The 21,553-nt window shown below is 59.4% G+C and carries 19 protein-coding genes and 1 pseudogene; 11 read left to right on the top strand and 9 right to left on the bottom strand.

Going from position 1 to position 21,553, the window contains the following annotated elements:
• Positions 1 to 64: 64 nt before the first annotated feature.
• Complete coding sequence (locus CCGE525_RS32800; RefSeq protein ID WP_120708334.1) at positions 65 to 1,264, top strand: ROK family transcriptional regulator; 1,200 nt, start codon at positions 65 to 67, stop codon at positions 1,262 to 1,264.
• A gap of 82 nt (positions 1,265 to 1,346) precedes the next feature.
• Here the strand turns inward: CCGE525_RS32800 and CCGE525_RS32795 are convergent, their stop codons facing one another.
• The 3 genes and pseudogenes from CCGE525_RS32795 to CCGE525_RS32785 all read right to left on the bottom strand — a co-directional run.
• Positions 1,347 to 1,721, bottom strand: coding sequence for a hypothetical protein (locus CCGE525_RS32795; protein WP_120708333.1), 375 nt, complete (start codon positions 1,719 to 1,721; stop codon positions 1,347 to 1,349).
• A gap of 266 nt (positions 1,722 to 1,987) precedes the next feature.
• Positions 1,988 to 3,616: an MFS transporter gene (locus tag CCGE525_RS32790; RefSeq protein ID WP_120708332.1), complete on the bottom strand. Its 1,629-nt coding sequence runs from the start codon at positions 3,614 to 3,616 to the stop codon at positions 1,988 to 1,990.
• Between the two features lie 249 nt (positions 3,617 to 3,865).
• A pseudogene (locus CCGE525_RS32785) lies at positions 3,866 to 4,059 on the bottom strand (helix-turn-helix domain-containing protein); the annotation flags it as partial.
• Positions 4,060 to 4,411: 352 nt separating this feature from the next.
• Here CCGE525_RS32785 and CCGE525_RS32780 point away from each other — a divergent pair.
• The 6 genes from CCGE525_RS32780 to argE all read left to right on the top strand — a co-directional run bounded on the left by CCGE525_RS32780 (position 4,412) and on the right by argE (position 11,584).
• The gene (locus CCGE525_RS32780) at positions 4,412 to 5,677 is read left to right on the top strand and encodes a flavin-containing monooxygenase (protein WP_120708331.1); all 1,266 of its coding nucleotides are present in this window, start codon (positions 4,412 to 4,414) and stop codon (positions 5,675 to 5,677) included.
• Between the two features lie 77 nt (positions 5,678 to 5,754).
• Positions 5,755 to 6,168, top strand: coding sequence for a RidA family protein (locus CCGE525_RS32775; RefSeq protein WP_120708330.1), 414 nt, complete (start codon positions 5,755 to 5,757; stop codon positions 6,166 to 6,168).
• A 12-nt stretch (positions 6,169 to 6,180) separates the two neighbouring features.
• Positions 6,181 to 6,852 carry a DUF1028 domain-containing protein gene (locus CCGE525_RS32770; RefSeq protein WP_120708329.1) on the top strand — a complete coding sequence of 224 codons (672 nt, stop codon included), beginning with the start codon at positions 6,181 to 6,183 and terminating at the stop codon, positions 6,850 to 6,852.
• Between the two features lie 49 nt (positions 6,853 to 6,901).
• Positions 6,902 to 7,852: a LysR family transcriptional regulator gene (locus tag CCGE525_RS32765; RefSeq protein ID WP_120708328.1), complete on the top strand. Its 951-nt coding sequence runs from the start codon at positions 6,902 to 6,904 to the stop codon at positions 7,850 to 7,852.
• Between the two features lie 193 nt (positions 7,853 to 8,045).
• Positions 8,046 to 10,403, top strand: a complete 2,358-nt coding sequence (locus CCGE525_RS32760; protein ID WP_120708327.1) for a beta-glucosidase family protein — start codon at positions 8,046 to 8,048, stop codon at positions 10,401 to 10,403.
• A 71-nt stretch (positions 10,404 to 10,474) separates the two neighbouring features.
• On the top strand, positions 10,475 to 11,584 hold the full coding sequence (gene argE, locus CCGE525_RS32755; protein ID WP_120708761.1) for an acetylornithine deacetylase: 1,110 nt from the start codon (positions 10,475 to 10,477) through the stop codon (positions 11,582 to 11,584).
• A gap of 46 nt (positions 11,585 to 11,630) precedes the next feature.
• Here argE and CCGE525_RS32750 read toward each other — a convergent pair whose 3' ends face one another.
• The 5 genes from CCGE525_RS32750 to soxR all read right to left on the bottom strand — a co-directional run bounded on the left by CCGE525_RS32750 (position 11,631) and on the right by soxR (position 16,763).
• Positions 11,631 to 12,716, bottom strand: coding sequence for an ABC transporter ATP-binding protein (locus CCGE525_RS32750; RefSeq protein ID WP_120708326.1), 1,086 nt, complete (start codon positions 12,714 to 12,716; stop codon positions 11,631 to 11,633).
• 4 nt (positions 12,717 to 12,720) lie between these two features.
• A complete protein-coding gene (locus CCGE525_RS32745) occupies positions 12,721 to 13,632 on the bottom strand; it encodes a carbohydrate ABC transporter permease (RefSeq protein WP_120708325.1) in 912 nt (303 codons plus the stop codon).
• Entirely contained in the window at positions 13,629 to 14,495 is an 867-nt protein-coding gene (locus CCGE525_RS32740; protein ID WP_120708324.1) for a carbohydrate ABC transporter permease, read from the bottom strand. The genes CCGE525_RS32745 and CCGE525_RS32740 overlap by 4 nt, the downstream gene beginning before the upstream one ends.
• Before the next feature lie 88 nt (positions 14,496 to 14,583).
• Entirely contained in the window at positions 14,584 to 15,816 is a 1,233-nt protein-coding gene (locus tag CCGE525_RS32735) for an ABC transporter substrate-binding protein (protein ID WP_120708323.1), read from the bottom strand.
• Between the two features lie 512 nt (positions 15,817 to 16,328).
• On the bottom strand, positions 16,329 to 16,763 hold the full coding sequence (gene soxR, locus CCGE525_RS32730; RefSeq protein WP_120708322.1) for a redox-sensitive transcriptional activator SoxR: 435 nt from the start codon (positions 16,761 to 16,763) through the stop codon (positions 16,329 to 16,331).
• A gap of 87 nt (positions 16,764 to 16,850) precedes the next feature.
• On the opposite strand from soxR, the gene CCGE525_RS32725 reads away from it, so the two are divergent.
• Positions 16,851 to 17,573, top strand: coding sequence for an SDR family NAD(P)-dependent oxidoreductase (locus CCGE525_RS32725; RefSeq protein WP_120708321.1), 723 nt, complete (start codon positions 16,851 to 16,853; stop codon positions 17,571 to 17,573).
• Positions 17,570 to 18,622, top strand: a complete 1,053-nt coding sequence (locus CCGE525_RS32720) for an S-adenosylmethionine:tRNA ribosyltransferase-isomerase (RefSeq protein WP_120708320.1) — start codon at positions 17,570 to 17,572, stop codon at positions 18,620 to 18,622. The genes CCGE525_RS32725 and CCGE525_RS32720 overlap by 4 nt, the downstream gene beginning before the upstream one ends.
• 47 nt (positions 18,623 to 18,669) lie before the next feature.
• On the opposite strand, the gene CCGE525_RS32715 is transcribed toward CCGE525_RS32720, so the two are convergent.
• Complete coding sequence (locus CCGE525_RS32715) at positions 18,670 to 19,299, bottom strand: TetR/AcrR family transcriptional regulator (RefSeq protein WP_120708319.1); 630 nt, start codon at positions 19,297 to 19,299, stop codon at positions 18,670 to 18,672.
• A 107-nt stretch (positions 19,300 to 19,406) separates the two neighbouring features.
• Between CCGE525_RS32715 and CCGE525_RS32710 the strand changes: the two genes are divergently transcribed.
• Both CCGE525_RS32710 and CCGE525_RS32705 read left to right on the top strand, forming a co-directional pair.
• Positions 19,407 to 20,483: an efflux RND transporter periplasmic adaptor subunit gene (locus CCGE525_RS32710; RefSeq protein WP_120708760.1), complete on the top strand. Its 1,077-nt coding sequence runs from the start codon at positions 19,407 to 19,409 to the stop codon at positions 20,481 to 20,483.
• On the top strand, positions 20,480 to 21,550 hold the full coding sequence (locus CCGE525_RS32705) for an efflux RND transporter periplasmic adaptor subunit (protein ID WP_120708318.1): 1,071 nt from the start codon (positions 20,480 to 20,482) through the stop codon (positions 21,548 to 21,550). Before CCGE525_RS32710 ends, CCGE525_RS32705 begins: the two co-directional genes overlap by 4 nt.
• Positions 21,551 to 21,553 lie beyond the last annotated feature (3 nt).

Genomic DNA, 21,553 nt, shown 5'->3' with positions numbered 1-21,553 from the left:
TAAGTCAATTGTCTTGACTTAATTACTTCTTCAATACTCTACTGGTGTCAAGAGGGAATTGCACATGAACGATACCCGCCCGATCCGCGCCAAGAGCGGCACCAATCACGAAGGCACCAGTGCCCATAACCGTCGGGTGATGATCGATGCCTTGCGCGTCAATGGAGCGCTCTCCCGCGCGGATCTGGCGCGTGCAACGCGGCTGACGAAACAAACGGTTTCCAACATTATCGAGGAGCTCGAACGCGACGGCCTCGTGACATCGATGCAGACGGTGCGCAACGGCCGCGGGCAGCCTTCGACACCCTATGCCTTGGTTCCGGAAGGAGCGTTTGCCATCGGTCTCCAAATCGACCGGCATATGACAAGGGCGATTGCCGTCGATCTCGTCGGAAATGTGCTGGTACGACTGGAGGCGAAGCTTCCCTCGGGCGGGCCGACGACAGGCATCAGGGTCATTCTCGATCTTGTTGCCGCCGTCCGGCGCCGTCTGGCGGTCATCGCAACCCAATCCGAACAGAGGCTCGTCGGGCTCGGCGCGGCGATGCCGGGCCCCTTCGGCCTCGCCGGAAACGGTGATGATCCCTGGATGATGGAGGCCTGGCAAAAATTTCCGCTGCTTGAAACCCTTGCCCTCGGCACCGGTCTCGACGTCAGCATCCAAAACGACGCTGCCGCAGCCACGATCGCCGAAAGAATGGTCGGCGCAGCGCATGGGCTGGATCATGCGGTTTGCCTCTATATCGGCTATGGCATCGGTGCAGGCCTTATTCTTGGCGGCGAGCTCTATACCGGTGCGAACGGCAATGCCGGCGAAATCGGGATGGCCTTGCTGTCCGTCGGCGGCAAGTCGACGCCGCTCGAACATCGCGCTTCGCTCGCTTCGCTCTACCAATATCTATCCTTCGATCCGGCTGATCCGGATATCTATGCCAAGATCGGCGACCTCGTGTCCGCTGAGGATCGCAGGATCGTTGAATGGATCGAAGCGGCTGCATCCGATCTGAGATGGAGCGTGCACCTGATCGAAACCGTCTTCGATCCGCAGACCGTCATTCTATGCGGCAGCGCACCGCAGATTCTGGTGGATCGGCTGATCGCCGCCATGGGACCATTGCTGCCGTCGCTCGCCGAGCGCCCGGATCGGACAGTTCCGCGCTTGCAGGTTGGCATGGCCGACCCTTGGTCCGTCGCACTCGGCGCCGCCGCCGGACCGATCAGCCTGGAATTCGATCCACGCTATGCCGCAATTTTGAAAGACTAGCCGCCGCTGCCATCAATGCTGATATGGATCTCGAGACAGTAATCCACTAATTGACTGACAACGTTCATAAATTTCGCCATACCTACTTTTCCGCTCGCTGCAGAAGGATACGCATCTCCTCGAAACGCCGCTTGCGGTCGGCATCGTTATCATTGGGCGTATAGCAGGTGGTCGATACACAGAACTTGGCAAGATCATGGGGTTTGTCAGCTTTATTGAATTCGCATTCGAACGTATCCGTCATCTCGGCGGACGCTGTTCCTTGCCGCATGGAATAGGTCATACGCACGCCTAGCGGCTTGAGTTCAGGAAAGGACTGAACCGTGCCGATTGTGAGTCCATCCGACAAGAAGAAGTTTTTGGCTACTGTTTTACACGTCGCTTCAAGATCGGGTGATTGCGCTAAAGCCACTGTCGGAAACAAAGTAAGGCCAAGTAAAACTATGCGCTTAAACATGAGAATCTCCTCCGAACGCGCTATAGATTGACTTAGCGTACAGACGGCAAAGACAAGGGACATAAGCCGCCGTAGTCACGGGTCTGTTGCGCGTGCCGCTGAAGTGATGTCGGACGTCGAGCACCGGCAAGGACCCGATTCAGGTCGCCCTTGTGCTTAACCAGCCCCGGCTTGTATCGGAGGAGGAGGCGCTACGGCTGGAAGACGGACGAGCCGATGTTATCGGCTTCCGGGAGAGGGCGAGGATTGTTGTCGCTGCCTCGGCGTCAGGTCGCGTCAAGATAGGGTTTCAATGGCATGTCATCGTGCCTGGGCACCGCTTGCCTTTCAATCATATGGTGGATTGCAGGCGGCTGTTCGCCACGATGCAGCGCGTCCAGCCGCTCAGCGATCTCGGCATCTGCATATGTCTGGCGCTGGCTGTGTCGAACATACTCTATCCAAGTCGGTAAGTGATAGCTTTCCGTCCATATGTTCGGTTTTTCGAGGTCGCGAAGCAGCGCCCATTGTTTTGCACCATCGCGAATTCTTGCTCTGCGCCGCAGGGACATCATGGTCAGGAATTCCGGGATATCCTGCTGATCGATATTGTAGTCCACCATGACCATGATCGGCCCGCTCCTCGATCGCAAATCAAGCTGCAATTGGGGTTCGCTGAACATGTTTGCTGGATCGAGATTAAGGGACTCAAAATCGGGCTGTTGCAGCAGAATGCCAAGCAGGCCGCCGAAAACCAGGGCGGCACTTGCGATGAGGAGTGCGCCGGAAACGCCGTTGATGTCGGCAATTGCGCCCCAGGCCCAGCTTCCCGCTGCCATGCCGCCGAAGGTGGCGGTCTGATAGAGCGAGAGCGCGCGTCCGACAACCCATCGCGGCGTCGACAGCTGGACGGTGACGTTGAACAGGGAGAAGGCCTGCACCCACGCGACGCCCGCGGGCATGAGAAGCAAACAGCTCAGCCACACCTGGTGGCTCAGGGCCAGAAGGGCGCAGCTGGCGGCCAGCGTGAGGAAGGCGCCGCGGATTACCCATTCATTGCTCAAGAATTCGCGAATGCGTCCGATAAGCAGCACACCGCATATGGCACCCAAGCCGAAGAAGCCGAGCATCACGCCGTAAGTAATTGCAGTACCCTTGACCTGGTCGCGCGCCACGAGCGGCAACAAGGCAAGAATGACAATCGCGGTCAAGCCGAACACAAATCCGCGACACATGACCTTAAGAAGGTTCGGTGACATCAAGACGTAGCGGAAGCCCGCCGACATTGCGCTACCGAAAGGTTCGCGCGGTAGCGCGTTCCGGGAGGCATCTTTCTTCCAGCGCCATAAGGCGAAAATGAGCGCGAAATAACAGAAGACATTGAAAAGAAAAGCGAAGGGGGCGCCCGCGGTCGCAACGATGATGCCGCCGATCGCCGGGCCTATGCTGCGCATGAGATTGTAACTCATGCTGTTGAGCGCAACGGCGCCCGGCAGATGATCGCGTGGAACGACGTCACCCATCGAAGCTTGCCACGACGGATTATGGAGAGCGCCGCCGCAGCCGATCAGGAACGTGAAGCTGAGAAGCAGCCAGGGCGTCAAGACGTGGGTATAGGAAAGCACCACCAGCGTCGCGGACACGCTCAGCATCAATAACTGCGCGACCAGCATGATCCGCCTTCGGTCGAAATTGTCGGCCAGCGCTCCGGCGGCGAGCGAGAAGATCATCACCGGTAACGTCGTCGAGGACTGAACCAGTGCCACCATCCCATGGGACGTGGCCAAGCTGGTCATGAGCCAGGCAGCACCGACGCCTTCGACCAAGCCCCCAAGATTCGAAATAAGCGTTGCCGACCAAAGCGAGCGGAATGTCTTGGATTGAAACGCAATGAGCGGAGAGGTCTTGCTGGGCATGTCGACATATCTTTGGCTGGTTGTCTCGCTCCACGGGCGCAACGCAGCAGATGCGCGGCCGAGTCGAAATCGAGCCTATCGCGATTTGCTAAATATAGGAACGATAGTAGAAAAATATTCTCGGAAATTTGGCTTGAATTATAGGTTGTGACCTGCTGCCTCGACGGTTGCAAGTGCGTTATCGCACTGAACCGCGCTGCCTGGGGCGGGCCTATCGGCGTCGAATTGCAAGGCAGACTGAGAGGCCACGGCGTAGCGCACCGGTCGCCTGGAGCGATCCGTCACGGCTCCCGGGCCTCATCCTTATAACGGTTGAAGATCTTGTAGCCGGTCTTGCGCGAGATGCTGAACTCTCGGCACACATCGCTCATCCCTTCGCCCTCAATCAGCCGGGCGACAAATCGAAGACGCTCCTCCATCACCGAAGTTTCTCTCCACGGCATCAACACCTCCCGCCAAAAAGCGGAAAGTGTTACCCATGTGTCCGGTACAAAACGTCACTTATCTCTCAGGTCAGGCAGCTTGGAAAAGCTCGTTGATGCAACGGGATAGCGGGGGTCGGAGTTCAAATTAGCTCAAGGCCTACCGCCATTTCCAAAAGTGCCATAGCGGGCGACTGTCGTAACGTCGCCGCTCTATAAGGCTTTTCGAACTTACTCTGCCACCATCAAACGTTCATGCTTAGCAATAGGCTAAGCACTGCGAAATGAAAACGTAATTTTCTACCCAGGGCGGGTGCACTACAGCTGCGATGAGAAACCACACAAGGCCCGGAAATGGGAAAAGGACGCAGCTATGCCAGTTGAAATCGTGGACACTCTAGTTGTCGGTGCCGGCCAAGCTGGAGTTGCCATGAGCGAACACCTGAGCAAGGCCGGTGTTTCTCACCTTGTGCTTGAGCGCAGCCGGATTGCCGAGCGCTGGCGCACGGAACGGTGGGATTCTCTGGTTGCCAATGGACCGGCGTGGCACGACCGTTTCCCTGGGATGGCGTTTCCCAATTTGGATCCAGACAGCTTTCCACAGAAGGAAGCGGTTGCCAATTACTTCGAGGCTTACGCCAAGCAGATCGATGCTCCCATTCGCTGCGGTGTAGACGTAAGAAGCGTCGAAAGACATGTTGGTCGCCCCGGCTTCCGGGTGGAAACCTCCGATGGTGTGATAGAGGCCCAGAATATTGTTGCTGCGACCGGAGCTTTCCAGGTTCCTGTCGTTCCCGCGCTTATTGCGAAAGCGCCCGATATCATACAGATGCATTCGACCAAATATCGCAATCCCGGGCAATTGCCGGATGGTGCTGTTCTCGTTATCGGCGCGGGCTCGTCGGGGACGCAGATAGCTGAGGAGCTCCTGCTGGCAGGACGGCGCGTCTATCTGTCCGTCGGCCCACATGATCGCCCCCCGCGTGCCTATCGCGGTCGCGATTTCTGCTGGTGGCTTGGGGTACTCGGAAAATGGGATGCCGAAACGCCTGGTCCTGGCACCGAACACGTGACGATCGCGGTGAGCGGCGCGCGCGGCGGCTACACGATTGACTTTCGTCGCCTAGCTGGCCAGGGGATGACCTTGCTCGGCCGTGCGGTTTCCTTCGATGGAGCCGCGCTGGCTTTCTCGGAAGACCTTGCCCAAAACCTGGCACGCGGCGATGCCAACTACACGGCCTTGCTGGATGAGGCCGATGACTATGTGGAGCGAAACGGCATCGACCTGCCGGAAGATCCGGAAGCCCGCAGGATCGCGCCAGAGCCCGATTGCGTGGCTAATCCAATCCTCAGCCTCGATCTCAGGCAAGCCGGCATCCGCACGGTCATCTGGGCGACTGGCTTCGCATCGGACTACAGCTGGCTGAAAGTAGATATATTTGATGAGCGTGGCCGCCCGAAGCATCAGCGAGGCGTTTCGGCCGAGCGTGGCATCTACTTCCTCGGCTTGCCATGGCAATCGCGCAGGGGATCAAGCTTCATCTGGGGCGTCTGGCACGATGCTAAGCATCTTGCCGACTGCATCTCGACCCAGCGCAAGTATGATGAATATCGCCCTTCGAACCGAAGCGGCGAGTGACAGCTGACCTAAGCTTTTGTCGCTGTGCTAGCGACCGCCGCCACTAAAGCATTTTCTCTATTCCGAGGAGTTCAAGCATGGTTCACACCCGCATCCGCAAGTTCAACACGAAAGACACCTACCCCGAGCAGAAGCTGGACAATGATCTCTGCCAGACGGTCGTCGCCAAGGGCACGATGGTCTTCGTCCGCGGTCAGATAGGTCAGGATCTCGACACGTCTGCCAGCGTCGCTATCGGCGACGTTTCTGGCCAATCCGAACAGGCCATGGCCAACATCAAGATGCTTCTGGAAGAGGCCGGCTCCTCGCTCGATCATGTCTGCAAGATCACCATCTACATCGTCGACCCGCGCTATAGAGAAGCCGTCTATCGTGTTGTCGGCAAGTGGCTAAAGGGCGTCTTCCCTGTCTCGACGGGCATCGTCGTCTCTGCGCTTGCCCGTCCCGAATGGTTGGTGGAAGTCGACGCCATCGCCGTCATCCCGGAATAAAGGTATCGCCCCATGACCTTCTCCATCGCCGCCCGCTGTGCAGAAACCGGTATGTTCGGTCTCGCTATCTCCTCCTCGTCTCCGGCGGTGGCGGCACGCTGTTCGCATACACGTGCCGGCGCTGGTGTCGTCGCCAGCCAGAACATTACCGATCCAAGCCTGGGGATCTCGGGTCTGGAAATGCTGGCAATGGGCGCAACGGCCGAGGAGGCCCTGGGGCGCCTCGTGTTGTCGACGCCCTTTGCCGCCTATCGGCAGCTGGCCATCGTTGATGCACAAGGCAACGTTGCCGGGCATTCCGGCGAGCGGACGCTGGGTGTCCACGCGCTGGCGAAAGGAACAGGCCGCATTGCCGCCGGCAATTTGCTGGCGAATCCCGATGTGCCCCAGCGCATGATCGCAGCCTTCGAAGCGGCCAACGGCGACTTGCCATCGCGGCTGGTTCAAGCCCTCGCTGCCGGTCTTGAGGCGGGCGGAGAAGCAGGGCCGGTGCGCTCGGCAGGGCTGAAGGTCGTGCGCAATGTCGCCTGGCCGATCGTCGATCTTCGGGTGGACTGGCATGACCAACCGATTGAGGCCCTACAAGGTCTCTGGTCTGTCTACGAGCCGCAGATGGAAGATTACGTCAAGCGCGCGCTCGACCCCAATGCGGCGCCGTCCTTCGGTGTACCCGGGGACGAATAGTACCCCGATCGTTGCTTGTTCTTTTGGCTAGCGGATTTATAAAGGCGCGATGAGATACACCCTGCGCCAGATCGAATATTTCATTGCGACTGCGGAGACAGGAAGTATCACGCTGGCGTCGGAGCGGCTGAACATCTCCCAGCCATCGATTTCGACGGCGATCACCCATCTTGAGACCGAGCTGCAAACGCAGCTTTTCGTGCGCCATCATGCGAAGGGGCTTTCGCTGACGCCCGCCGGGCGGCTGATGTTGGTTGAGGCGAAGCAACTCGTGGAGCAGGCGGAAAACATCTATACCGTTGCCTCGGAGGTGAACGATAAGATCAGAGGCCAGCTGTCGCTCGGCTGCATGGTCACACTGGCTTCGATGATCATGCCGGAGCTTTCGCACTCTTTCACATCCGCCTTCCCGGAAACCCGGATCATTCAGACCGTTAGCGACCATGAGGAGCTGCTGGAAAAACTGCAGCATGCTGAGATCGACGTCGCGTTGAGTTACGATCTTCTCATTCCTGAAGGCTTCGACTTCGTTCCGCTGGCCACACTGCCGCCGCACATCCTGGTCGCGGAGGAGCACCCTTTCGCGCGCTATTCTTCCGTTAGCCTTGACGAACTCGTCGATGCGCCCTTGATCCTGCTGGATCTGCCCATCAGCCGCGAATATTTCCTCGGCCTATTTGCGAAATCAGGCGTCGAGCCGACAATCGTCATGCGCTCGGCATATCAGGATATTATCCGCACTATGGTGGCAAACGGTTACGGCTATACGATCGCCAATGTTCGCCCCCGGTCGCAGCTGGCTATGGACGGCCGGCCATTAGTACGTGTTCCAATCTCCGGCGGTCAGAAGCCAATGGTTGTCGGAGTCATCACGCTGAATCAGAGCCGCAAGTCACGGTTGATCGAGATGTTTCAGCAGCACTGCCAGTCCTTCGTGTCGGATGACTATATCCCTGGAATGGTTGCGCCCGCCATGGAGCGACGCAAGGTGTCGGACTGATCCGACCTGCCAAGTTTTTGATGAAGCGTCGCCTCGGAAAAAGATCGTTTCTCTGCGCTCGGCCGAGTGCCAAGATCGATCGCAATAGCTTTTCCGGCCATGGTCTAGTGTCGCTCGACCATAAAAGGCTGGTCTTCCATAGATTGCCTGTGCAGAAATACCTTGGAGACATAACGTGAATTCAGACAAGCTTATGAATGGTGACTTCGCGGCACTGATCGCGGAAATGACGAACGAGGAAAAAGTCGCCCTTCTGGCTGGGCATCGCATGTGGAAGACCAAGGCGATCGAGCGCCTGGGCATTCCGAACATTGTCATGACCGACGGCACCTACGGCGTGCGCTACTCAATCCATCAGATCGACAACGACCAGGCCGGCGGCGTCGACTTCTCCGCTTTCCTCAACGTTGTCGGCCAGCGGGCCAGCCATGTCGAAGTGGCATGGGGTGCGATGAAGCAGGCCACCTGCTTCCCCAACGGCTCCAGCCTCGGCTGCTCGTGGGATGTCGATCTCGCTCACGAGCTCGGTACGGCATTGGCTATGGAATGCCAGGAATTCGGCGTTCATCTGCTGCTCGGCCCGGGCATTAACATCCGTCGCACGCCGCTCGGCGGCCGCTCCTACGAATATTATGCCGAAGATCCGGTTGTCAGCGGTGATTTCGCCGCCGGCGTCATCAACGGCTTGCAGGAAAATGGCGTCGGCGCCTCGCTGAAGCACTTCGCCTGCAACAATTCCGAAGTCGAGCGCACGTCGATGGATTCCGTCGTCGACGAGCGTGCGCTGCGCGAAATCTATCTGAAAGGCTTCCAGCGGGCGATTGCCAAGAGCAAGCCGTGGACTGTCATGAGTTCCTATAATCGTCTGAACGGTGTTCAGGCCGCCGAGGATCATTGGCTGTTGACGAAGGTGCTGCGTGAAGAGTGGGGTTACGAAGGCCTCGTGGTTTCCGACTGGCACGGCATCAAGGATCGCCCAGCGTCGCTCAAGGCCGGCAACGACCTAGATATGCCTGAGAGCGAAACCCGCAAGAGCGATCTGTTACAAGCCATAGAAGCAGGCACGGTGGATATGGCCGTCGTCGACGAAGCGTGCGCGCGGGTGTTGGCGCTGGTGCGCGCCGGCAAGCTCGGCGAACGTCGCGACACCGTGTTTGACCGCGAAGCGCATCACAAGCTGGCCCGCCGCATGGCGGCGGAATCAATGGTCCTCCTCAAGAATGACGATCAGGTGCTGCCGATCACGCCTGCCAAGGTCAAACGGATGGTGGTGATTGGCGAAGGCGCCGGCGTTCCGGTCATCCAGGGCTCGGGTTGTGCGACCACGACGCCGACCCTCGTCGATGTCCCGATCGATGAGATCGTCAAGCTGGCTGGCGATGCGATCAAGGTTGATCAGTACCGCGGCACCAGCGAGGCGGAAGGCGAGCGTCCGGCATTGATCGCGGAGGCCGTCGAGGGTGCACGTGGCGCCGATGTCGTGGTCATCTTCGTCTGTACCGAAAACGGTTATGACGGCGAAGGTTCGGACCGCACCACTCTCGATCTTGCGCCGGGCCATGATGCGCTCGTGAGCGCCGTTGCTGCCGTCAACCCGAATGTCGTCGTTGCCATAGCGAGCCCGGACGCAGTGGTCATGCCGTGGATCCCGGAAGTCAAGTCGATCGTCGAGATGTTCTTCTCGGGCCAGGCTACCGGTGGCGGCATTGCCGATATTCTCTTCGGTGTCGCCAATCCTTCGGGCAAGCTGACCACCACCTTCCCGAAGCGCATACAGGACATGCCTTCATATCTCAGCTATCCCGGCGAGAACGGCCGCCACTACTACAGCGAAGGCATCCATGTCGGCTATCGCTGGTACGATGCGCGCGAGATCGAGCCGCAATATCCCTTCGGCTTCGGCCTCAGCTACACCAGTTTCGCCTATTCGGACCTGAAACTGGACCGCTCGGAGCTGAATGCCGGCGAGGAGGTCGTCGCGAGCTTCACGGTGACCAACACCGGCCCCGTCGCCGGCAAGGAGGCCACACAACTCTACGTCAGCTACGGCAAGCCGAGACTGCAACGGCCGAAGCGCGAGCTGAAGTCCTTCGCCAAGGTGCAGCTAGAGCCCGGTGAATCAAAGCGCGTGATACTGACGATCCCCGCTGCTGATTTCGCGCTCTACGATTCCGGAAAGGGCCGCTGGATCCTCGATGACGATGCGGTTCAAATCGAAATCGGTTCGTCCTCGCGCGACATTCACCTGACAGCGCCGCTGCAGATCCGCTCGCGTGCCTCGCGCCACCGCGAAGTGAAGTGGGACACGCAGCCGGTGTTCGTGCTCGCCAACCCGATTGCACGGGCCAAGTTCAACGAGTTCCTGCAAAAGCATCTGTCGATCGACGAGGCTGCCGCGGACCGCATGTTGGAGCATTGCGCCAACTCCTTCTTCGGCATGTTCACCACCTTCGACCGGCGCTTCCGCCAAGCTTTTCCGAAGGCGGACATTGCCGCTCTTTTGGCCGACATCAACAAGACGATGGCCGATGAAGAGACGATAGTGAACTAGTGCGCCATTGAAGACAGACCATGATGGAGGGCTCGCAGCGAATGCGGGCCTTCCTCTTTTGGGGGCACACCTTGAATACGCTTGACTTACTCGATCGCCTTGTCGCCTTCCCGACCGTCAGCGCCGACAGCAATCTGCCGCTTGTCGATTTTGTCCGCGGCTATCTGACCGACCGCAGTTTTGAGTGCCGCCTTGTTCCCGACGGCAGCCGAGAAAAGGCGAACCTGTTCGCCAGCATCGGACCGAAACAGGACGATGGTATCGTCCTCTCCGGCCACACGGACGTGGTTCCGGTTGCAACACAGGCGTGGACATCGGATCCTTTCAAGCTGACGCGGCGGGGCACGCGACTACATGGCCGAGGTTCCACCGACATGAAGGGCTTCCTTGCCAGTGTGCTCGCAGCGGCTGATCGCATCGATGCAAAAGCGTTGAAGCGGCCGCTGCATATAGCCTTCTCTCATGATGAAGAGATCGGTTGCGTCGGCGTTCGGTCGCTAATCGATGTTTTGGTGAAAGAGCAGTTCAAGGCGACGCTCTGCATCGTCGGCGAGCCGACGTCCATGTCGATTGCTCTCGGCCACAAGGGGAAGCTCGCGGCGCAGGCCCGCTTTCGAGGCGAGGCCGGTCATTCTTCGCTGGCGCCGCGTTTCGTCAATGCCATCCAGCTCGCCTGCGATTTTGTCGGCATGCTTCGCGGCTTACAAAAGGAGATCGCCGACACCGGCCGGCAGGATGCGGATTATGAGGTCCCCTACACCACAGTTCATGCTGGCAAGATCGCCGGCGGAGAAGTTCTCAATATCGTTGCCGAGAGGGCCTTGGTCGATTTCGAGATCCGCCATCTGGCGGAAGACAATGTGGAGGCTATCCTGGCCCGCATTCGCGCTTCTGCAGGTGCCGAGCCCGAAATCGAGGTCTGCAACGCCTATCCCGGGCTTGCAACATCGGACGACAGTGCCGCTACGATCTTCGGAAGGCACCTGCTCGGTGAGGCGCGAACAACCAAGGTGTCGTTCGGCACAGAGGCCGGATTGTTCGCGACAAGACTGAATCTGGAAACTGTGGTGATTGGCCCCGGCAACATGGACCAGGGGCATCAGCCGGACGAATATATTGAAGAGCAAGAGCTGCAGCGCTGCGATGCCATGATGGACCGGCTGATCGAGAAACTCTGCTGAGGATAAGGAGGCAGTTGCAGCATTCGGCAATTACGACTGCAGCACCTCAGAGGCGCTGCTCGCTTTCCTTCGAGAAGATGGAGGCAGTGGCCGGATTGAATGCCAGGCGTGCGTCGTCCGACAGCCCGCGCGCCTTTGCGGCGGGTAGGCGAACCGATAGCTTCTGCCCGGCGAGAGTAAACCAGACAAGTGTATCTGCGCCCATCGGTTCGACGAAGGTGATCGGCGCCGCAAGCGTCGGCAGGGTTGCCCGCTCGTCGGCTAGCTGGATGTCTTCGGGTCTAAAGCCGATGACGATCTCCTGGCCATCGACGGCCGGGCGTCGGAATGGATAGGCGTCGATGGGCAGAAGATGATCGCCGATGGCGGCCATCGGCTCGCCGTCCTCGATCTTGATGCGAGCGGAGAGCAGGTTCATGCCCGGCGAGCCGACGAAGCCGGCGACGAACAAGGTCTCGGGCTTCTCATAGAGTTCGTCCGGCGACGCATACTGTTCGATCTTGCCGCTCTTCATGACGGCAACGCGGGTTGCCAGCGTCATCGCTTCGATCTGGTCGTGGGTGACGTAGACGATGGTGCTGCGCAACTCCTGATGCAGCTTCTTGATCTCCAGTCGCATCTCGGTGCGTAGCTTGGCATCGAGGTTCGACAAAGGCTCGTCGAAAAGGCAGATCGGGCTGCGGCGCACCAGCGCCCGGCCGATTGCCACGCGCTGGCGCTGGCCACCGGAAAGCTGCGACGGGCGGCGATCCAGCAGCGGCGCCAGCTGCAGCAGGTTGGCAGCCCATTCGACGCGCTTGGCGATCTCCGCCTTCGGCACCTTGTTAACGCGCAGGCCGAAGCCGAGGTTCTTGCGCACCGTCATCGTTGGGTAGAGCGCGTAGGACTGAAACACCATCGACATCTTGCGGCGGCTGGAATCAACATTGGTTACATCCTGATCGCCGGCGATAATCTTGCCGGTGTCGAGATCTTCGAGCCCGGCGATGACGTTTAGCAGCGTCGACTTTCCGCAGCCGGAAGAGCCGAGGAGGACAATGAATTCGCCGCTGGCAATCGAAAGATTGATATCGCGAAGGATATGCTGCTGCCCGAAGGACTTGTTTGCATCGATAACGGAAATCTGTGTCATTGCTTTAGCCCTTCACCGCGCCGGCGGCGAGGCCGCGCGCAAAATAGCGTCCGGAAAGAATGTAGATGAGAAGCGGCGGCAGCGCGGTGAGGAAGGTCGCGGCCATGTTCACATTGTATTCTTTGACGCCGGTCGTTGTATTGACGATATTGTTGAGCTGCACCGTGATCGGCAGGTGATCTCGCCCGGCGAAGATCAGGCCCAGCAGGAAGTCGTTCCAGATGCCGGTCGCCTGCATGATGATGGCGACCACAAGGACGTTGACGGACATCGGCAGCATGATCTCGAAGAAGATCGTGAAAAAGCCGGCGCCATCCATCTTCGCCGCCTTCGAAAGCTCTGGCGATACGCCCTGGTAAAAATTGAAGAACAGCAGCGTCATGTAGGGCAGGCCGAAGATGATGTGGATCAGGATGATCCCCGGCAGCGTGCCGTAAAGGCCGACAGTGCTGAATATCCGGACGAGCGGATAGAGAATGACCTGGTAGGGAATGAAGGCGCCGAGCATCAGCGACAGCAGCATCACGCGGCTGAGTTTCGACTGCCACTGCGACAGCGCGAAGCCGGTCAGTGCGCCGAACAGGATCGAGAAGACGACGCTGGGCACGACAATCTCGACGGAGTTCCAGAAATTGCCGTGAATGCCGTTGCACTCGATACCCGTGCAGGCCGTTAGCCAGGCCTTGGTCCAGGCGTCGAAATTGAGGCTCTGGGGCAGGGTGAAGATGTTGCCGCTGCGCAGTTCGTCGGCTGTCTTCAGCGATGTGGAGATCACCAGCAGCAGCGGGATCGCGTAATAGACTACCGCGAGTGAAAGGATGATATAGAGGAGAACACGGCCGGGCTTTGTCTTGCTTGCGTGAGGCACGATGTGGACAATTGAAGCCTCGGATTGGGCGAGAGGGGTCGCAGTCATCGCTTCTGCCTCTTGAGCTCGATATAGACATAGGGGGAAAGGGCGCAGATCACCGACAGCAACATCAAGATCGCTGCAGCCGCTGCCGTGCTGATATTGGCGCGCTGGAACAGCAGGTCGACCACGAACTTTCCAGGCACATCGGTGCTGATGCCGGGGCCACCACCCGTCATGGCGACGACGAGGTCGTAGCTCTTGACCACGGCGGTTGCCAACAGGATGACGCAGGTGAGGATCAGCGGGCGCAGCATGGGCAGCACGATGCTGATGTAGGAGCGCCAGACGGGGATGCCATCGATCTTTGCGGCGCGCCAGATGTCGCTGTCGACGCCGCGAAGACCGGCGAGCATGATGGCCATGACGAGCCCCGAAGACTGCCAGATGGCGGCGATCGAAACGGCATAGATCGCCTTTTCCGGGCTCGCCAGCCAGTTGAACTGAAAGCTTTCCCAGCCGAAGCTGCGCACGAGGGCTTCAATACCAGTCGTCGGGTTCAGCAGCCATTGCCAGGCGAGGCCTGTCACGACGAAGGACATGGAAAGCGGATAGAGGAAGAAGACGCGAAAAAGCCCTTCGGCCTTGACGTTTCGATCGAGAAGCGCAGCCAACGTCGTGCCAATGACGAGCGAGCCGGCGATAAACAGACTACCGAAGATCAGCATATTGGCGAAGGCCGTGTGCCAGCGCGGCATGGACAGCAGCGTCAGATACTGGCCGAACCCGTAGAACCTATAGTTCGGCAGCATCGTCGAATGCGTGAGCGAAATATAAAACGTCCAGAGGATCGTGCCGTAGAAGCACACGGCGATAACCACGGCACTAGGCACAAGCGTCAGCTTGGCCGCCAGGTTCTTTCTAAACATTGCTTGCCCCCCGTTCGTCGACACCGCAACTCATTTACGAAACTGCCCCGGCAATCATGCCGGGGCAGCAGACACCTAGCGGCAGGACTTAGTTCCGTGCAACGATATCAGCATACTGCTTGGCAGCATCAGCAGGCGTCATCGACGGGTTGCTCCAGAACTGGGTTACCAGATCCTTGATGGCACCGACCGTTTCGCTGGTGAAGGAAAGCTCGGCGTTCGGAGCGAGTGCGTTGGGATCCTTGAGCAGCCCGGCAGCCTTCTGTGTGCAGATATCGGCGTTCGTGAGGTTTACGTCGATGCGCGGCGGTAGGGCGCCCTTGATCGCGTTGAAGGCAACCTGCGTTTCCGGCGCGATCATCACGTCGACCAGCAGCTTGCGAGCAGCGACCTGTTCGGGCTTGTCGCCAACCGGGAAGACGAAGGTATCGGAGACGATGTTCAGCACTCCGTTCGTGCCCGGTGCCAGTTCGCAGCCATAGTCCTTGCCCGGCGTCAGGCCGGCAGCCTGGAATTCGCCCTTAGCCCAGTCGCCCATGATCTGCATCGCAGCCTTGCCGGTGATGACCATATTCGTGGCGTCGTTCCAATTGCGATTGACATTGCCATCGTCGACGTAGCCGCGCAGCTTGGCGAAGGTTTCGAAGGACTTCACCATCAGCGGGCCGCCGGCGACATCGACGTCATGCTTGGTGTAGACGTCGGTGTAAAACTTGTTGCCGCCGGTTGCGATCATGATCGAGCGGAAGACGAGCGCTTCCTGCCAAGCTTGGCCGCCGAAGGCGAGCGGCACATATCCCTTTGCCTTGATCTTGTCGGCTGCGGCGAAGAACTCCTCCCAAGTTGCTGGCGGCTTTACGCCGACATCGTTCAGGACTTTAGTGGAGTACCACATCCAATTGGCAGTGCCGATATCGATCGGAACGGCGTATAGGTGACCGTCGACGCTTGCTTTGTCGACGACCAGCTTGGGCAGGAATGTCTGCCAGCCCTTGGTGGCGGCGATGTCGTCGATCGGCGCGAGGATGCCTTGGTCGACCAGCGGCTTGATTTCGCCGAGATCTACGACCATCGAGGTCGGTGCGTCGCCACCGGCAACACGACTGAGAACGGCGGCGCGGGCAGCTTCATAACCGGTGACCGGGCTGTCCTTCCACGTTCCGCCCTTCTTGGCGACGTCATCGGCGATGACCTTGATCGCAGCTGCTTCACTGCCGCTTGTCCAGTAGTGCATGACCTCGGCCGTCTGTGCAAAAGCCTGGTTCGAAAGCAGCAAGGCAATCGCGGTGCTTGCGCCGGTCAATGAAAGTTTCATTCCCATTGTGGTCCCCTTATCGGTTTTATTTCCAGGACCGAGTTAATTTTGTCATCTCAAAAATAGCAATTTTGATTTTATGTGCCATTGCGTCGCCAAAACCGATTTACTCCGATTGCTAGCCCAGGCCGCGCGCAGCTCTTCTCCAATTTGCGCCCCCGATACGGAATATCGTTGCAGGCTTTACGCCCCTCAAACGTCAACGGGCTTTCGCCAAAAACGGCTAACCACGCGCTTCGACAGCGCCGCGCAACCCTGCGAGCGAGTAGATTGAAGCGCAGCGCTATCGCACGAACAACCTCTGACGGAGCGATTCAGAGCGGACGCGATCACAGCAATGATCTAGGGCGCCCAAATATCTTCCTCGGGCCCGCCTCTACAGGCCTGACCCCGCGCCCGCATGGCAGCGGCGGCAAGGAGAAACCTGCCAGCATCGCGAGACCGCAAGACGAGGTGATCGCCGTCCAGCCAATACGGAATAGTCATCCAAGATCGTCAGCTCGGCCGCCGGAGGACGATTACCCCAACCAATATCTCGGCCCTGGCCCCTTGCGCCCAGCCACATCGGCTGGATTTGCCAGGCTACACCGGTCGATCGACAGGCAGCCGCAACCGATGCACTCGGTAAGCCCCGACCGCAGGCGCTGCAACTCGCTGATGCGCTCGTCGATGCGCTTTGCCCACTCGCCCGACAGCCGAGACCAGTCCCGACGCGACGGCACGTGATCGGACGGTAACTTGCCGAGCTCGGCGCCGATCTCCTCGAGCGTCAGCCCAATGCGCTGCGCAAAGACGATGAAGGCGATCCGGCGCAGCACGGATCGGTGATAGCGCCTGTGTCCGGAGCCCGCGCGCTCGGAGGCGATCAGCCCACGCTCCTCATAGAAGCGCAGGGCCGATGAGGCGACGCCGCTGCGCCTCGATACGTCGGTAATGGTGAGCATCGTATCCATGCACACAGGAAAGCACGATTCCCACTTGACTTCAAGTTAACTTGAACTTGTAGCAACTACTCGATCAACATTGAAGGAACATCGACAATGCAAACGAACATTAATCTTCAGGGGCTTCGTGTGGCGGTTACGGGTGGTACGTCCGGCCTCGGACTCGCGCTGGTGCGACAGCTTGCAGCAATGGGTGCACGCGTCGCCTTCGTCGCCCGAACCGCCGAAAATGTTGAACGCATCGCAGATGAGACTGGCGCACACGGCATTGTCGGCGACGTCGGCAAGAAGGAGGACATCTATGCGATCGCGCTGCAGGTCACGGCAAGCCTCGGCGAGATCGACGTCCTGATCAACAATGCATCCAGCCTTGGTCCCGTCCCTCTGGCCCTTCTTGCCGATACCGATTGCGAGGAGCTGGAAGCGGCGCTCGCCGTCAACCTCGTCGGCGCATTCCGGCTGACGAAAGCTTTGTTCGGTGCGCTTGCCGCGTCCGCCCGCGCGGGCCGCGGCGCCCTGGTGATCAACATCTCCAGCGACACGGCTGTGAATGCCTATCCCGGATGGGGCGCGTATGGTGCAAGCAAGGCCGCTCTTACCCATCTGGCGGCGATTTGGGACGAGGAGGCGAAAGCCGATGGCATAAGGCTCCTCGCGCTCGATCCCGGAGATATGGACACCCCATTGCACGCGCTGGCGCTCCCGGACGCCGATCCGTCGACCTTGAAGAGCCCCGAGCTGGCCGCTGCCGAGATCATCGAAAAGATGCTCGACGCGTTGCCGGCGCGCGATACGCTTACCACCGGAGCAGTTGCATGATTGCCGCTGACCACTCCAATCCGCACTCAGCCAGGCTGTTTGTCATCGAGGCGGACGGCACTATGCGTGACCTGCCGCGCGGTGGACTCGGGACACTATTCGATCCTGGTGATCTGGTCGTCGCCAATGACGCTGCGACTTTGCCGGCGAGCCTTCACGGCACGCATCTCCCCAGCGATCAAGCGATCGAGATTCGCCTTGCTGGCTGGGTATCACGTTCCGACCCAGCTCGCTTCGTGGCGATTGCCTTCGGGCCGGGCGATCATCGCACGCGCACCGAAGACCGGCTGCCGCCGCCGCCGCTTTCGGCAGGCGATCGCCTCCGGCTCGGCCCGCTTGAAGCGGCTATAGAGCGCCTTCGCGGCCATCCTCGCCTAGTGGAACTGCGCTTCCTAAACAACCACGCAGCGGTGCTTGCAGGACTCGCGCGGCACGGTCGGCCGATCCAATACGCGCATGTTCCCGAACCGGTGGCACTGTGGGATGTTTGGACGAAGATTGCGGCCTCGCCATTCGCGTTCGAAGCGCCGTCGGCCGGCTTCGCGCTCGACTGGCGTACGCTCCAAGCCTGGCGTCGGCGCGCCATCGGTTTCACAACACTCACGCATGCCGCTGGCGTTTCTTCCACCGGCGATCCCACGCTCGACTTGCGGCTTCCTTTCGACGAGCCCTATCGCATCCCTGAGCACACCGCGGCGCAGGTCGCGCGGGCGAAGCTGCGCGGCAGCCGCATCATCGCGATAGGAACGAGCGTCGTACGCGCGCTCGAGGCTGCCGCCAATCCCGATGGCAGTGTTCGCGCCGGAGATGGCATTGCGACAGGGCGTATCGCGCGGGGCATGCCGGTTCGCGTGGTCGATTCGATTCTCACAGGCATCCACCAGCCAGGCGAGAGCCACTTCGAGCTCCTGCGCGCCTTTGCCGACGATGCCCGACTTGCGAGGACGTCCGCAAGCCTCACTGCGTACGGCTACCGCGCGCATGAATTCGGCGATTCCATGCTGCTCAATCGCCAGCCGCTGCTTCTATCGACGGGCCGAGGCGCTTGACACGAAGCGTCTACTGGACGTGGCTATACTGGCGATGGCTTCGCCATCTAGCGAGGCGCGGGTTCGCACAACCCATGCAAGATGAGATCGACGTGAGCCTTCAGGTAGGTATCCCTGTCCAAAATGCGTCGGTCTTCAAAAATGAGTTTGAATACAAGAAAGGCGATTGCGGGTGCGATAACCGCATCGCTGAAGGCTGCCGGCGTGGGCCGGAACTCGCCATTTTTTATGCCCTCATCGAGAAGAGACTGCATTTGTCTCTCGAGAGGATCAATAAATATGTCGTGGTGTCGATCGACGATCTGGGGAAACCGCGATCCTTCGGCGATGACGAATCTTATCAGCTCCCGCAGTTTGCGATCCTTGATTATGAGATCGTAGATTAGTTCGATACGTTTCTGAAGCCGCTCCGCAGCGGTCCCTTTTATTTCATTTGAACTGGCTAAAAGCTCTTCGAGCGGCACGGAAATATGCCGGATCATCGCTTCGAAAAGCTGCTCCTTGGTCTCGAAGTAGACGTAAATAGTGCCCTTCGTTACTCCGACCCTGCTGGCAATGTCTTCAACACGTGTGGCGACATAGCCGCGCTCGACGAACTCTTCAAACGCAGCATCCAAGATCTGAACGGGTCGGCGAGCCTTTTGCTCTGCACGCGTGAGCTTCTTTTGATCATCCATATCTTCACCTTGAGCGTCATCGGTGGGTTATCGTCAAGACAATTTCTATTGACTAACGAGTCAGTCAATAATATTCCACTGGCAAACGAATGCAAGAGGGTCAAATCATGAAAACTGTCCTTGTTGCGGCCTGGCTTGGCGTCAGTGCCGTCGCGCTTGCCTCATGCGAAAAGCAAAGCGCGAGTGAGGCAAAGCCAAAGAACGTGGAGACCGTCGTGGCCAAGGTCGCGCCGGTCGTCGAAACCAGCGCCATCACCGGAGAGATCAGCGCACGCGTCGAGAGCGACCTCTCTTTCAGGGTCAGCGGGCGCATTGTCGAACGTCTCGTCGATGTTGGCTCATCGGTGAAGGAGGGGCAGGTTCTTGCCCGTATGGACGCCGAAGAACAGAAGGCGGATCTCGACGTTGCCACTGCGAACCTGCAGTCGACGCTTGCCCAGCAAACGCAGGCCCAGCTAGCCTTCGACCGGCAGCAGAATCTCTTCAAGACGCAGGTGACGACCCGTGCTGCGCTCGATCAGGCCCAAGAAGCGCTGTTGACCGCCCAGGGAAGCGTGAAATCGGCGCAAGCTCAACTCGACACGGCCCAGGACGCGCTCTCTTATACGGAACTGCGCGCCGATGCCGACGGCGTCATCACCGCCAGAAACGCCGAAGTTGGGCAGGTCGCGCAAGCGGCACAGCTGATCTTTACACTTGCCCATGACGGTCCTCGCGACGCTGTCTTCAACGTCTTTGAGTCGCTTTATCTGGGTCGAAACCTTGAAAACAAGGTCGCCGTTAGCCTCCTTTCGGCACCGTCTCACAAGGCAGAAGCTTCGGTGCGCGAAATCTCGCCCACGATCGACTCGTCGACCGGGACGATCAGGGTCAAGGTGGGTCTCGAAGGGGCGCCGGACATGCAGCTTGGCGCTCCCGTCGTCGGCTTGTTTCGGTCCGTCGCGCGAGATGCAATCGAACTGCCTTGGTCGGCAATGACCTCAAAAAGCGGGCAGCCGGCCGTTTGGATCATCGATCCTACTTCATCAAGCGTGTCTCTTCGTCAGATCGATGTCTCCGGTTATGAGACCGGCCGCTTTGCAGTGCGGGCGGGCGTGTCTCCAGGCGAGATCGTCGTCGTCGATGGCGCGAAATTCCTGCGACCGGGCCAAGCCGTCACCTACGACAAAGGAGCTGCAAAATGAATATCCGTATCACAGCCGGCCTTGCGATGCTCGGGTCATTGCTGCTGACGTCTTGCCAGAAACAGGCTGAAGCCCACTACGAGCCGCCGCGCCCCGTCCTTTCGATTGTCGCCAAGTCCACCGCGGCTTCTGCGCTGACCCTGCCGGGAACGATCGAGGCGAAGATCGAGACCCAGCTCGCATTTCGGGTTCTGGGACGGGTCATAGCGCGCAAGGTCAGCGTCGGCGACATCGTCAAGAAGGGCGACGTTGTTGCGGCGATCGATCCGCTTTCACTGGAGCTCGCGGTCAAGAGTTCGCAGTCCGAGCTTTCGAATGCCCAGGCGCAGTTGGCAAATGCCGCATCCTCCGAAGAACGCCAGCGGTCCTTGCTCGAGAGCAGATCGGGAAGTGAAGCTGCCTACGAAGAGGCGGAACTTGGGCGCAGAAGCGCGAGTGCTTCGGTTGCCAAGGCGCAGGCCAATTTGGATAAGGCCGAAGAGCAACTGGGCTACGCGCAGCTTCGCGCGGAATTCGACGGCGTCGTGACAGCGACTTCGGCCGAGGTGGGCCAGGTCGTGGCCGCGGGCCAGAGCATTGCCACCATCGCCCGCCCTGACCAGCGGGACGCCATCATCGACATACCTGTGGCAAGCTTCGATGGTCTCAAGGTGGGGTCGCCCTTCGAGGTCGCTCTCCAGTTGGATCCAACCATCCGCGCACGCGGTGTTGTCAGAGAGATCGCCCCGGAAGCTGAGGCTACGACCCGCACGCGACGCACGAAAATCACGCTCATCGATCCGCCAGCCACGTTTCGCCTAGGCTCTGTCGTCACCGCGACCGCGACCGTTGTTGCAGATCCGATGATCCTGCTGCCGTCGTCATCGGTCCTGATGAAGGACGGGAAGCCGAACGTCTGGGTTGTCGATACCGCGGCTCGCGAGGTCTCCATTCGCGCGATCAAGATCGACGGAGACCTCGTCGAGGGCGGTTCCGTGAGGATCGCCGAAGGCATCAACCCCGGCGAACGCATCGTCATTGCCGGCGTTCACAAGCTCGCCGACGGCCAAGCCGTCAGGGTAGATTAAGGA

Origin of the sequence: Rhizobium jaguaris (genome assembly GCF_003627755.1) — a bacterium.
In the GTDB taxonomy this organism is placed as follows: Bacteria; Pseudomonadota; Alphaproteobacteria; order Rhizobiales; family Rhizobiaceae; genus Rhizobium; species Rhizobium jaguaris.
The sequence above is the reverse complement of the archived record's forward strand: the minus strand, read 5'-3'. Positions and strand labels throughout refer to the sequence as shown.

What these genes read in the sequence shown, in the direction of transcription:
- CCGE525_RS32800 (WP_120708334.1), top strand. Translation starts at nt 65, where the DNA reads ATGAACGATACCCGCCCGATCCGCGCCAAGAGCGGCACCAATCACGAA.
- CCGE525_RS32795 (WP_120708333.1), bottom strand. Translation starts at nt 1,721, where the DNA reads ATGTTTAAGCGCATAGTTTTACTTGGCCTTACTTTGTTTCCGACAGTG.
- CCGE525_RS32790 (WP_120708332.1), bottom strand. Translation starts at nt 3,616, where the DNA reads ATGCCCAGCAAGACCTCTCCGCTCATTGCGTTTCAATCCAAGACATTC.
- CCGE525_RS32780 (WP_120708331.1), top strand. Translation starts at nt 4,412, where the DNA reads ATGCCAGTTGAAATCGTGGACACTCTAGTTGTCGGTGCCGGCCAAGCT.
- CCGE525_RS32775 (WP_120708330.1), top strand. Translation starts at nt 5,755, where the DNA reads ATGGTTCACACCCGCATCCGCAAGTTCAACACGAAAGACACCTACCCC.
- CCGE525_RS32770 (WP_120708329.1), top strand. Translation starts at nt 6,181, where the DNA reads ATGACCTTCTCCATCGCCGCCCGCTGTGCAGAAACCGGTATGTTCGGT.
- CCGE525_RS32765 (WP_120708328.1), top strand. Translation starts at nt 6,902, where the DNA reads ATGAGATACACCCTGCGCCAGATCGAATATTTCATTGCGACTGCGGAG.
- CCGE525_RS32760 (WP_120708327.1), top strand. Translation starts at nt 8,046, where the DNA reads ATGAATGGTGACTTCGCGGCACTGATCGCGGAAATGACGAACGAGGAA.
- CCGE525_RS32750 (WP_120708326.1), bottom strand. Translation starts at nt 12,716, where the DNA reads ATGACACAGATTTCCGTTATCGATGCAAACAAGTCCTTCGGGCAGCAG.
- CCGE525_RS32745 (WP_120708325.1), bottom strand. Translation starts at nt 13,632, where the DNA reads ATGACTGCGACCCCTCTCGCCCAATCCGAGGCTTCAATTGTCCACATC.
- CCGE525_RS32740 (WP_120708324.1), bottom strand. Translation starts at nt 14,495, where the DNA reads ATGTTTAGAAAGAACCTGGCGGCCAAGCTGACGCTTGTGCCTAGTGCC.
- CCGE525_RS32735 (WP_120708323.1), bottom strand. Translation starts at nt 15,816, where the DNA reads ATGGGAATGAAACTTTCATTGACCGGCGCAAGCACCGCGATTGCCTTG.
- soxR (WP_120708322.1), bottom strand. Translation starts at nt 16,763, where the DNA reads ATGGATACGATGCTCACCATTACCGACGTATCGAGGCGCAGCGGCGTC.
- CCGE525_RS32725 (WP_120708321.1), top strand. Translation starts at nt 16,851, where the DNA reads ATGCAAACGAACATTAATCTTCAGGGGCTTCGTGTGGCGGTTACGGGT.
- CCGE525_RS32720 (WP_120708320.1), top strand. Translation starts at nt 17,570, where the DNA reads ATGATTGCCGCTGACCACTCCAATCCGCACTCAGCCAGGCTGTTTGTC.
- CCGE525_RS32715 (WP_120708319.1), bottom strand. Translation starts at nt 19,299, where the DNA reads ATGGATGATCAAAAGAAGCTCACGCGTGCAGAGCAAAAGGCTCGCCGA.
- CCGE525_RS32710 (WP_120708760.1), top strand. Translation starts at nt 19,407, where the DNA reads ATGAAAACTGTCCTTGTTGCGGCCTGGCTTGGCGTCAGTGCCGTCGCG.
- CCGE525_RS32705 (WP_120708318.1), top strand. Translation starts at nt 20,480, where the DNA reads ATGAATATCCGTATCACAGCCGGCCTTGCGATGCTCGGGTCATTGCTG.